Raw genomic sequence first — 12,035 nt, 5'->3', positions numbered from 1 at the left:
GCCAGTTTCTGACCGGTGCCTTTTTCAGACTGCGTTTTGAAGTGACAGTGTCACTCGGTGATCGAGGCGTTCTCGAACGGGCCGTAAGCCCCCATCGCAGATGTCGCATGGTCTGCCAGCTTGTCGTTGTAGACAGTCAGGAATTCCATCTCGAACAGGTTTGCCACTGGCATGTCGGTTGCCAAGATCTCTTGGATCTCGCCATAGATTTCTGCCCTTTTTGTAGCGTCGGGTTCTTGCGCACCAGCAGCCAGCAGTGCGTCAAGCTCTGGGTTGGAATACCGCGATGAGTTCACAAAGTGTGTGCCCTGACGGATCTGGTCCGTGCCATAGTGACGGTGAACTCCCAGCACCGGATCGGGCAGCTGGTAGAAGTAGTTCACGTTCATCTCGAAGTCGTATTCAGCGTAGATACGGTTCAGCCAAGTGGGCACGTCTTCGTAACGTAGCTCAACTTCGATCCCTAGCGGTTTCATCGCCTGCTTCATGTACTCACCAGCCCGGCGCCAGTCTTCGCCGTAAGGGATCAGGTCAAGCGTGATACTTGCGCGAACGCCGTCAGCATCTGGCATGATCCCGGCATCGTCGAGTTCTTTGATCGCCGCTTCCAAGTCACCTGTCGCAGGATAGTTCGGCAATCCGGACCTATAGAGACCGACCTTGTCAAAGTTCGAAGACAGTGCCGAAGTGGCGGGTTTCCCGTAACCAAACCAGATGTTGTCGATCAGGAACTGACGGTCCATGACCAGTGACACCGCCCGACGCATGGCTGGATTGTCAAAGGGTGGTTTGGTGGTGTTGAACTCGATCAACGCCATCGGGTTGATCATCGCATAACCATCAGTCGTGACCGAAAAGCCGTCCATTTCGCGCAAACGGACTGCGTCAATGTTGGGGATAGCACCGTAGGCACCGTACATCACTTCGCCGTTTTCCATGGCAGCAGTACGTGTCGAGGCATCCGGTATGAAACGTCCGACGATGCGATCAAGCAGCGGCAGCCCAGGCTTCCAGTAGTTTTCGTTCTTATCAAGACGGATGTACTGGCCCTTTCTCCATTCTACGAATCTGAAAGGTCCGGTTCCAACTGGATTTGTGGCCAGATCAGAATTGCGCGGATCCTGTCCTTCCAAAAGATGCTTTGGCACCATTGGGCTTTCATAGACCGACAGCGCCCGCAGCATGTAAGGAGCCGGATTTTCAAGATTGAATACGGCGGTATAATCGTCCGGAGTATCGATTGATGTCACTTCGCGGAATGAATTTGGCCCACGTGGGTGCACCTGCTTTAGAACATCCATGACGGTAAAGGCAACGTCAGCCGACGTGAAAGGTGCGCCATCGTGCCAAACGACACCTTGACGCAGCTTGAATGTGACGGTCTTGCCGTCTTCGCTGACCTCATAGCTTTCGGCGAGGGATGGCACGATCTGCAGATCGGTGTCGTAGTCAAACAGACCATCATATATCTTTGGAGCAACGAGACCGATGGGCCCTGAGGTTGACAGAAATGACGCCAGTGAAGGCGGTTCTGGCTGTACCAGATAAACGAGATTTCCGCCAGAGTTCTGGGCAATTGCGGTAATGGGCGAGAGGGCGAGCCCAATCGCCCAGGTCGCGCCCATGAGTAGAGCCTTAAAATTCATTCATTTTACTCCCTGTTTGCATTCGTCCTTGAGTCGGTATCGAATTGCTTTTCTACCGTCAAACGAGTCTGGTATGGTCCCGACGTCATTGACCTTTTTCGACGGTTTAGAATCAACCGAAAGGTTAACACTCGGATAATATTGCAGCAATGTTTGGCTAATTGCCACTTTTTTAGCCAAAATCGCGATGTCTGTAGGTAAAAGCGCCCTTCCACGAGTCTGAAGCCAGCGCAATTGGGTCTTATTAGCGTGATACAGAAAGACAATGTTCGTCGCGCTTCATGCGACGGCCGGCTTTTGCACTTTACCTCCTCCATCAAAAACCCGCGTAGCGCTCTTTGCTGACAGCGGAGAGCCTGCGCAATTCCGCAACGGAGCTTATTCTGGAAGATAGGCGCAGCTTTAACTCTCAGGCATGGTGGCTTGGGGTCTTTCTGGGCCTTGCAATCATGCTTGTGGTTCTGGCGATTAATTTTGTCGGTGGCGGGCTCAGGTATGCGCCGGACGTGCGTGAAGCGGATGCCTGATCAGGCGGTGTCAATCAGGTTCTTCGCCATCATCATATGGACTCCCTTTTCGTGATTGACCGTCTGGGTGATGCGCAAATCCCCAGCGAGGCTGCACAGCATATAAGCGTCCTCGCGGCTTATACCCGCCTGCTGAGATACCAGTTTGATCATGTCGCGCAGTGCCATCTCAACGCAGCGATCAAGGTCAGGGGCCATGCCCATCGTGATGTAATGCGTCGGGGTTTCAGCCTGAGGGTAAGTCAGGTCGCAATCTTTCAAGACCGTTAGACGAAAGCGTCCCTGAAGTGCGGTTTCAATGGCCGTGACGCAAACCTCGCCATCGCCTTGGACGCCGTGGCCGTCGCCGCAAGAAAACAGCGCGCCTTCGGCAAACACGGGCAGATAAAGCGTCGTGCCCGCCACCAGTTCCTTATTGTCGATGTTGCCGCCATTTACCCGTGGCTCAATCGTCGAAATCCGCCCCCAAGCGGGCGGCGGGGCAACGCCCATGACACCAAAGAATGGGTTCAAGTCCAGCTCAAGCCCCCAAGGCAGCGTGCCAACCCCGCGGTCTGCATCAAGCGGAATGATGGTGTGATGCGGTTCAGGAAAATCCTGGGGTAGGGTGCCCGCAAGAGGTCGGATAAGGTTGAAGCCCCAGTCCTGACGTAACGCAACGTCCAGAATATCGACCTGCAGTACGTCGCCGGGCATCGCACCCGCAATGGCAACCGGTCCGGTCAGAAGATGCCCTGGAATGGTAGGCACACCTGCTGCATGCATTTCCAGTAGTTCAGGGGGCACATGAAATCCAGCGCCTGGCAGGTTTTGAGGCCCGCCAGAGATGCTATCGATTGTGATCTTGTCGCCACTTTCGATTGTGAGTGTTGGCGGAAGTGCTGCGTCGAAAAAGCCCCAGTGGCAGGTCTCGGTCGATGCTTTTAGAACCACACTCATCGCGTTGTCAGTCTTTGATCTGCAAGTCGTTCTTTGCTCAGCATTTTGAGGCCCCTCCACATCGTAAACATGTCCAATCACTTTGAGTGGTTCAGCCATTCATGTGAAGCGCTGACCTTTCCGGCAAGAAAGGCTTAGCACAGGCACCGCGACGAACCAAAGATTTAACATATTCCGGCACCCGCTTGACCAATCGGCCCCAGGCCACCCAACCCCGGGAGAACTCGCGAGCTACTGTCAGAAGAAACTTGGTTGAGCAGGGCATGGAGGTTGGCAAGAGTTTATAAGCTCCCGAACTATTGTCGGTGAGAGACTAATTCTCACTTTACGAATACAAAAAATCACGAATGGGTGGTGTGGCGACAGGGTGCAAACCGCTGCTACCCCACCACAAATAGTCCGATCACATTTGTGGATGTCACATCAATTATTACTGTGTTGTGAGAAAAATTCGAATCGTTTTCAATAAGTTACTGATTCTAGACAAAATTCAGCCCTATATTTATTGCATTTATTGCATTTATTGCGTTTATTGCATATATTACATGTAAGAATATGGGGAATTAATGATGGCATTGCTTCAAGCATCAATATTTGGAGATCGCTTACCCACTCAGGTTGAGCAAGACGACGCAACGCGACTAAAGCGCATTATGGACATAACGCGTGGGCGTGGCGGTGGGTACAGATTTTGTTTTTCTGCTCTAGATACCAAAGAGCCACAAGAAGTTCATATTGATGTTGCCCTAGGTGACGCACTTCGAGCTTTTCTCGAAATTGTGTCAAGGGGGCAGTCAGTGCAAATAGTGCCTATTGAAGCGGAGCTTTCGACTAAGCAGGCTGCGGCAATACTTAATGTCAGTAGACCATTCTTGATCAAGCTCTTGGAAGCTCAGGAAATTGCTTACCGTCTGGTTGGGCGGCACAGGCGAGTAAAAGCTGCTGACCTATTTGAATACAAACAGAAACAAGATTCCTCTCGAAATGAAATTCTTTGCCAGATGCTCGCTGATGACGAACAGGAAGATCAGATTTGAGCAACCCTTACTCCGTCGTTCTAGATGCGGACGTACTAGCGAAAGGACTGCATAGAAACATTCTGCTAAATCTAGCTGCTGCAGAGTGTTTTAAACCAATTTGGTCCGACACAATTTTAACGGAAACTGAAACTGAAACTGAAACAGCGATAGCAAAGCTTGGCGGTGATGGGTCGAAACGACGTGGTCAACTTGAGCGCGCATTTCCAAGTGCTATGGCAGAAAGTGGATACATCCATTTAGTGAGAAAAATTCAGCTAGTAGACGAAAATGACCGTCACGTAGTTGCTGTTGCATTGCAGGAAAGTGCTGACGCGATCTGTTCTGACAACAAGCGCGATTTCGGACTCAGTACCGTAGACGTTTTCACGTCCGATGAGTTCATAACGAACACCATTGATCTCGCTACCGTCCAATCCCTTGAGGCTCTTGCGCAAATGAGACGCTCAATGACAAGCGTGTCGGATGGCTCTGAGTTTCTAGAACTGATGAAATCTCGTGGCCTAAACGAGGCGGGGGATTACCTATCGAAATATTCCGACAGGCTTTAGACTTAAAAATCGTAGAGGTGGGTGTGAAGGTGGACATGAAATGTTCAAATTCGCGTAACTATTTGATATTAAATAATAAATTATGGAGAATTGGTGCCAGAAGAGGACCCATCTAAAAAGAATAATGATATGTTATTAAGCGAAAAAAAGAAACTCGATTTTTATCAATACCCCCTATGATACCCCGCATACCTATTTTATTTTGGGGTTCGAGTTCCCAACGGGGATCATTTCTGTGATTCGCGGGTATTTTCTTTGCCCGGGGAATCTAAATAATTCAGCATTCCGTGCTTGGTGCAATCAAATTTTCACATGCTCACAACTGCCATTGTGATAAACTGTAGAAAACGGTCGGGCTGGTCGGAAGCAGACCTACAGTTCGGTCGGCGTGAAAGTCTGCTGAGCGGGACGAAGTGAGCATTCGCCGCATGCGCTCCGATGTCGGCAATATGTGCATCACTTCACACCGCTCTGAAGGGGAACGCGGAAAACAGCCGCCCGCTGCAAGCACAACGAGCGGTCGATCTTGGCGGTAAGCAGTTCGGGTTAAGCGCTGCCAGTCACCGTCGGCCCTGAAGACAGGTTGGTTTCATTCTGCAAGCTGCGCACCCGAGCCACCAAGCTCCTTTGGCAGGTCGGCAAATTTCGGCAGGCCATCGGGAACAGACAATGTCTTTTCGCCATAGTGGACATGCAATCCGGGCTTGAATTCAAGTTCTGGGAGCATTGCCGAAAAGACGTCCACCAAACCCATTCCCGGATGATCAGTCATGAGGTGCCCGCCACATTTCGTGCAGAATTTACGATGGCTGTTTTCAGTCTTGTGGTACTCGCCAACATGGCCTTCGCCTTCCGTGATCTCTAGGTTCTGGGGATCCCAGAGCGTAAAACCGTTCACAGGAGACGCCGACCAGGAGCGGCAGCTTTCACAGTGGCAATATCCCATTCCTTCCGGTGTTCCCGAGACCCTGAATTTTACGGTCCCGCAGAAGCATTGGCCGCTATAAGTTGAATTGGACATGGTATTTCTCCTTCTTTCCTTGTGGCTAGTCGGTAAACGCGACGGGTTGCATTGCTGCTCGATTAACTGAGAGCTTGAAAACATCCGGGCGGGCATAGTGGCCGCTTGCGTCGAATTTCCGGCGTGAAGCGCGCGCGGCGCTGACGTCGATTTCGGTCACCAGCAGGCCTTTTTCACGATGCATAGGCCCGGCTGAAACATCGCCAAAGGGTTTGTAGACAACTGCGTCACCCGGATTGACCCATTCGTCTTTGTTCGGGAACAGTTCGTCATAGTGCGGGATGTCGGTGGGGATGTCTGATGCCTCCAGCGCCGTGGCGCATCCGATCACCCAACAACCACCTTCTCGGGCGATGTGCTGCATTGTGGCCAGCCAGGTATCGCCGCTGTCCCAGGTGGGGGCGACGTAGATGTCGATGTTTTGGGTATAAAGCGCAGCCCGCGCCATGGGCATGTAGTTCTCCCAGCAGATCAGGGCGCCAATGCGACCAACGGCCGTATCGACCACGTTCAGACCGGACCCGTCGCCAAAACCCCAGACCATGCGTTCTGGATTGGTCGGCATCAGCTTGCGGTGGTTGTTCACGATACGGCCGTCGGCGTCGATGGTGATGCAAGAATTGAACAGAGTTGATCCCGAGACCTCTCCGTCGAGCTCTTGGTAGCCTGCAACTATCACCATATCATTTTCACGAGCGGCCTCTTGCAAGGGCGCGAATCCGTTCTGGCTCAGGTCGATTGAGTTGGTCTGCAATTTCGCAAAAAGATCGTCGGTTTTGCCCATGCCTGCACCGGGCGGAAGACGCCAGACGAAGGTAGGGTAGCCGGGAAACCAGGCTTCGGGAAACACTGTCAGCTTGGCACCATCCCGGGCCGCTTTTTCGACAAGCTCTACGGCGCGGTCCATGGTGGCGGAAAGGTTCAGATAGACGGGGGGTTCTTGGATGATTGCTACTTTTGTCATTGGGGGTTTCCTTTGCTTTCGATGTGGCGCGTAAACCCGCGCATTGATCCTTATGTTGCGATGCGGCTTGCTGACCACGGTATTGTTGTTTTGTTTGAGGTCACTTCTGACCGGCGGCGACGATCAGTTCGCAGGGGCCGGAAAAGCCATTGCCGTTCTCGAATGCACACAGCACGGTTTCGATTTCATTCCAAACCCTGGATTGTTCGTCTGCGTCGAGCCCTTTGAGCATTTCGTGAAGTGCTCCAAAGCTTTCACGTTCAAAGCGAACGCAATCGGCCGCGGTTGGTAGCTCCAGCGGGGCGGAAAGGGTTTTCTCGAGTACGTTTTGGAAGCCAGCGTCCCGCAGCAAGTCCGCCAGGACACCGGGCTGACCGAGGCTGAACGGTCCGGGTTGACCTTTTGCAGGTGAAGGCAATTGCGCCGCAGTTCGTATGATGCCGACGGGTATGGAAAAGAAGCCGTTGTTTTCTGGTGTGGAATAGACAATCGCGGAAAACCAGCCACCCGGTTTCAGGGCCTTTCGGATGCCCTTCAGGGCTTTCATCTGGTCAGGGAAATATATCAGACCGACGCGGGACACGACGGCATCGAACTGTTCCGGTGTGGCTGTTAAATCCTCGCCATCCATCACCTGAAAGTCGATCTGGCCGTAGCCGCTGGATTGAGCGTTGGCCGCAGCATAGTCCAGAATGTTTGGAGAAATGTCTGTGGCCAGTACATAGCCTTCCGAACCTACACGGTCGGCGATCTGCATCGATTGATCTCCCGCGCCAGCCGCCACGTCCAGAACTTTTGCGCCCTTGGCGATGTCGGCGACGTCGATCATGATTTCAGTGGCGGGTCCAAGCCATTCACGCAGCGTACCGCCCCATTCGCTCCAGGCTTTGGCGGCGCTTTGCCATTGCTGCGTGGTTGCTGTCTTATATGCTACAGGGTTGAATTGTGCTGTCGTCATTTTGTTTCTCCAAATTCCGGGTTTGGAAGCCCGTGTGTTACTTGTTGACGAGGACACCATCGCAGCCGATCGTTTGAACCAGCGTTTGAAGAAAGTGGAAATTTGCAACCAAGGGAAGAAAATCGGGAAACGCCGCCCTTGCATGCCGAACTTTTCGGGCACATGCGAGTCGCGCTGAACGGACAAGCTGTCGACCTTCCGGCCTCCAAGAAGACCCGTGGCTTGCTGGGGTATTTGCTTTCCAGCCCGCGCCCACGTTCACGAAGCGAGCTGTGCGACTTGCTCTGGGAAGAGGCTGAGGATCCACGCGGGGCTTTGCGCTGGTCCTTGAGCAAATTGCGCACGACCCTTGGGCCGGAAACGATTTTAGCAAACAGAAACACAGTGGAATTGAACGCCGCTGCTATAGACGTGGACGTTGCACTTATCGATGCTGCTTCCGGTGACGTCGAAAGCAACACGACCGATACACTGCTTGCCATAGAGATGTTGTATCGGGGTGAGTTTCTGAACGGTCTGGAACTATCAGATTGCTATGGTTTCTACGAATGGTGCCAGTCGGAAAGATCAAGATATGGCAGGCTCCGTGCGAAGATCCTTGATACGCTTATTTCCCGCCACAGCGACCAACCCTCCGCTGCACTTGAATACGCACACAAGCTTGTTGGGATGAATCCGTTTGAGGAACCGGCTCACATCAGGGTTATTGAGTTGCTATTGGCACTTGGGCGGCCAGAAGATGCGGCGGCGCAGGCGGCACAATGCCGCAAGATCTTTCAGCTGGAGCTTGGGGTTGAGCCGTCTCAGGCGCTCGATCAGGCCTGCAAAGCCGTTCCGCTGCATGCGCCAAACCTGCAAACGTCTTGTGAAAATCTGCAAACCAAAGGTGATGCTTCCGGTTCGGGCGCGCGATCTCAGACCCGCTTCATCGGACGTGAGGAAGAGCGTCGGCTTATCCGGAGTGCCTTCGGTGGCTCCAGCCCCGCCGTCGCCCTGATCGTTGGCGCACCCGGCATTGGAAAATCCGCCCTTCTATCTGAAATAGGCAAAGAGTACGGAGCACGCCGCCTCTCGGCGCGTGCGATCGAAGTTGAACGATCGCGCCCTTTCGGTGTTTGGATGGATGCGCTGGATCAATCGGCCGAAACTGAGGTTGTTTCGGATATTCAACACAAGTTGCGTGATATGCTTCGTGCCAGGTCGGGCAGTTCCGATACCCTGACGGAACAGCAGGTGTTCGACGGTTTTCGAAACCTCTTGACCGATCTATCCCAACTCGGCCCTGTCCTGATTGCTCTGGATGACCTGCAATGGATGGAGCCGTCCTCCTGCGCGTTGCTGAGCTATCTCATCCGGCATCTCTCCGGTGATCAGGTGCATTTCTGTTTGGCTGCACGCGCCGGTGAGGTCGACGACAATGAAGCGGTGCAGACCCTAATATCGGGACTTGGCAGCGACGCTCAGAGGATCGCCCTGACCGGGCTATCCGCGATCGAAGCCAGTGCACTTGCGCATGCGCTGCGCCCGGCTACTGACGTGAATGGCCTTGTAAGGGAAGCACAAGGCAATCCATTTTATTTGATGGAGCTGGCCCGCGCGAACAATGGTCTGACAACAGTTTCGCTACAAGAATCTCTCTCCAGTCGCATCGAACGGTTGTCCCAGGCGGCAGTCTCGCTTGCCTCCTGGGCATCAATTTTTGGGCGTAGCATTCCAATAGACATAGTGATCGAAGCATCCGGAATGGATATCCACATAGCTCTGGATGTGATCGAAGAACTTGAAAACCACGAGGTCATAAGACCGCTCCTTGCGGGCTCAATTGAGTTCATCCACGACCTCGTAAAAGATGCTGCCTACGAAAGGTTATCGAACACAAGGCGGCGTCTCATGCATGGCCAGGTTGCCGAACTTCTGGCGATGGAAATGACTGCAAACCCTGACCGGGCCGCTCGAGTCCTGCACCATAGCGCGATGTCCGATCACCACATTCTCGCTGCTCGCGCGGCAGTAATCGCGGGGCAAAATGCATTGAGGTCTTTTGCCAATTCCGAAGCGTCGGAATTGGCTCGAAAGGGTCTGTTCCATGCCGGAAAGCTTAATGTCGGCAGCGAACGGATCAGTCTGACCGTGTCCCTATTGGGGGTCCAAGTCCTATCGAGTTCGGGAATTTCGAACAGTAATGCTCCCAATCTGGTCTCCGACCTCTCATCGCTGATATCCAAAGCCAGTCAGCACGCTATGGCGGATGAGGTCGCGCAGGGCGAGTACCTGCTATCCGTCCTTTTTCAGGATTTGGGGGACCTTGAGGCAGCGGTTGCGGCAACGACACGCGCCGCTGATGCAGCAAGGCGAATGGATGCGCAGAAAAAGGTGAGGCAACTTGCGAATTCCGCCCGTTGTTTGCTGGAACTGGGCCGTGACATCCCCAAGGCCACCGATCTCAGCCATGACGCCGATCAGTTGGCGCAGCAAGAAGGCCTTTCCGATATTGAGGTATCCTGGAGCCGAGGACTTCTAGCCTATTGGGAAGGAGACCTAGTCCGCGCCGCGGCTGAAATCGAGAAAGCTCTGGAGCTCGCCAGCGACATCGAAGACCGCTGGCGTGAATGCAAGTGCCTGACCTGGGCCGCGATGATTGCGCTGGAACAGAATCTCACGGACACGGCGATTGGATATGCCACCGATCTGGGAAAGCTCGCCACCAAGATTGGAGAGGGGGCTATGGGTCCATTGTCTCGCGCGATCATTGCCATCTCGCAGCAAAACGACCAAGAATTTACAGGCGCGATAAAGGCTCTCGAAGCCGCCGACGACAAGTCTCGCCTAGCCTATATTCTAAACCTCGCCGCAGAGCGCCAACGAAAGAATGGCGACGCTTCTCGAGCGGTTGATTTCGCTCGGAAAGCGTATGAGTTTGCCAATGAGATCGGGAATAAGAACGAGAAAGCGTTTGCTCAGTCTCTTGCATTGCTATTGGGCGAGGAGGTTGGAAACCCGGTAACGCCCGCTGAACTTGATGAGTGGTCTTCCTCCTTTAAACTCACGGCGCGCGCGCGCCAGATCGCGCGGACCGCGAAGCAATCCCGCCGCAAAATGACCAAAGGAAAAGGACTCTAGATGCCCAGATTCATCGTCGAACGTAGTTTCGAGCTGCCACTGACAAAAGAGGAACTCGCCGCCACTGAAGAGCGCATGGCTCCTTGCCTCGACCTTTACGATGTGACGTGGCTCAGAAGCTATTGGAGCACAGACCGCAAGAGAATGATTTGCGAGTATGAAGCCCGGGATTCTGAATCGGTTCGCAACGTCCAGCGTGAAGCCGGTGCCAATTTTGAGCGCGTGTGGACGGCCGATCTTATTGTTTGAAAAAATGCGCACGATCTGCGGCCCTAAAAAGCAAGAAGATCACATACTGTTTGATGTGCCATTGGCCCACTTGGAGGAGCTGACTCGCCGCGCTGACCTTGGGTGTGTAGGTCTGGTTTGGTACAGGTCGCTCGAGGAGCAATGTCAGCTGTGTGCGCTTCGCACCCGTTCGTCGATCGTGCAGTATTAGGAAATTTGGGCTCGATTCAGACCTTAGCTGCATGGCTCGCAAACGTCTGTTCAAAGAAATGTATCAAGGTTTTCATAGGTCTGTGCGACGCCACATAGGCCCTCCCATGCGAACAGCGAAACCTGGACGCGGGGCAGGGGACTCGTCTACTTTTCCCGCTGCCGGACAACACTGCAGGCTTCGACCGCAACATGATTCTCCAAAATTAAAACCATGAATTGCAGGGCAGCTGCTCTCCCCGCAAAGGCGCAGCCGTAAAGGGGAGGGGTAAGGATGCCTTACCGTCGTTTAGTAGAGCGATTTGCTCATTAACATTCATTCTAAACAGCTTTCCGGCGATTGCACTCACTCCTTGTTGGTTTTGGCTTTCTGTGAGGACGTCAGCACGTCGGTTCTTAAGATTCCTAGGTTCGTCAATTGTACAATCGATTAAAAATTCAATGACCCCTGCACGAGATAGGGTGCGACGAAGATACCAATCTTAGGAAAATTTCTAATGCTGCAAAAAGTAAGCTCTAAGCTATCCATTGAAAGCGGATGATAACATCAAGCGCCTCTGCATCGGATAGCCCTAACAGGTTGGCAATCGCAGTTTCTGCCTTACTCTCAAGATCCTCAGGTCTTTCTGCCTCGATTGCTAAGCCCTGTACATCGGTACTGGTTGCAACCCAGATACCAGTCTTACCATCCCATGTCGCTGTTATGTTTATGAGTCGGTTTTTCATGCTGCCCCAATAAAGCACAAGACTCTACCTAAGCGGAGTCTTGTATTGATACTTCACCGAAGGTGCCACGAAAGTCTTGAGCTATATCTACTGGATCCCCGAGGATCA

11 protein-coding genes are annotated in these 12,035 nt (G+C 53.1%); 5 read left to right on the top strand and 6 right to left on the bottom strand.

Going from position 1 to position 12,035, the window contains the following annotated elements; all coding sequences use genetic code 11:
- Positions 1–50: 50 nt before the first annotated feature.
- Positions 51–1,646, bottom strand: coding sequence for an ABC transporter substrate-binding protein (locus J4E70_RS11360; RefSeq protein ID WP_213889480.1), 1,596 nt, complete (start codon positions 1,644–1,646; stop codon positions 51–53).
- 338 nt (positions 1,647–1,984) lie between these two features.
- Here J4E70_RS11360 and J4E70_RS11355 point away from each other — a divergent pair, with 338 nt between their 5' ends.
- Positions 1,985–2,173, top strand: a complete 189-nt coding sequence (locus J4E70_RS11355; RefSeq protein ID WP_213889475.1) for a hypothetical protein — start codon at positions 1,985–1,987, stop codon at positions 2,171–2,173.
- Here the strand turns inward: J4E70_RS11355 and J4E70_RS11350 are convergent, their stop codons facing one another.
- Positions 2,174–3,211, bottom strand: coding sequence for an acetamidase/formamidase family protein (locus tag J4E70_RS11350; protein ID WP_246531717.1), 1,038 nt, complete (start codon positions 3,209–3,211; stop codon positions 2,174–2,176).
- A gap of 467 nt (positions 3,212–3,678) precedes the next feature.
- On the opposite strand from J4E70_RS11350, the gene J4E70_RS11345 reads away from it, so the two are divergent.
- On the top strand, positions 3,679–4,149 hold the full coding sequence (locus J4E70_RS11345) for a helix-turn-helix domain-containing protein (RefSeq protein ID WP_246531716.1): 471 nt from the start codon (positions 3,679–3,681) through the stop codon (positions 4,147–4,149).
- Complete coding sequence (locus tag J4E70_RS11340; protein ID WP_213889474.1) at positions 4,146–4,700, top strand: PIN domain-containing protein; 555 nt, start codon at positions 4,146–4,148, stop codon at positions 4,698–4,700. Before J4E70_RS11345 ends, J4E70_RS11340 begins: the two co-directional genes overlap by 4 nt.
- Positions 4,701–5,289: 589 nt before the next feature.
- Here the strand turns inward: J4E70_RS11340 and J4E70_RS11335 are convergent.
- The 3 genes from J4E70_RS11335 to J4E70_RS11325 form a co-directional block, all read right to left on the bottom strand.
- Positions 5,290–5,721: a GFA family protein gene (locus tag J4E70_RS11335; RefSeq protein ID WP_213889472.1), complete on the bottom strand. Its 432-nt coding sequence runs from the start codon at positions 5,719–5,721 to the stop codon at positions 5,290–5,292.
- Between the two features lie 25 nt (positions 5,722–5,746).
- Entirely contained in the window at positions 5,747–6,685 is a 939-nt protein-coding gene (locus tag J4E70_RS11330) for a carbon-nitrogen hydrolase family protein (protein WP_213889470.1), read from the bottom strand.
- 100 nt (positions 6,686–6,785) lie between these two features.
- A complete protein-coding gene (locus J4E70_RS11325; RefSeq protein ID WP_213889468.1) occupies positions 6,786–7,643 on the bottom strand; it encodes a class I SAM-dependent methyltransferase in 858 nt (285 codons plus the stop codon).
- Positions 7,644–7,781: 138 nt separating this feature from the next.
- Here J4E70_RS11325 and J4E70_RS11320 point away from each other — a divergent pair, with 138 nt between their 5' ends.
- Complete coding sequence (locus J4E70_RS11320) at positions 7,782–10,763, top strand: ATP-binding protein (protein WP_213889465.1); 2,982 nt, start codon at positions 7,782–7,784, stop codon at positions 10,761–10,763.
- Positions 10,764–11,012, top strand: coding sequence for a DUF4242 domain-containing protein (locus tag J4E70_RS11315; protein ID WP_085825391.1), 249 nt, complete (start codon positions 10,764–10,766; stop codon positions 11,010–11,012).
- Positions 11,013–11,717: 705 nt separating this feature from the next.
- Here the strand turns inward: J4E70_RS11315 and J4E70_RS11310 are convergent.
- On the bottom strand, positions 11,718–11,927 hold the full coding sequence (locus J4E70_RS11310; RefSeq protein ID WP_213889464.1) for a DUF1902 domain-containing protein: 210 nt from the start codon (positions 11,925–11,927) through the stop codon (positions 11,718–11,720).
- Between the last annotated feature and the right edge of the window lie 108 nt (positions 11,928–12,035).

The organism is Pseudohalocynthiibacter aestuariivivens, assembly GCF_018457175.1.
GTDB classification, from domain to species: Bacteria; Pseudomonadota; Alphaproteobacteria; order Rhodobacterales; family Rhodobacteraceae; genus Pseudohalocynthiibacter; species Pseudohalocynthiibacter aestuariivivens.
This window is presented reverse-complemented; position numbering and strand designations above follow the sequence as displayed.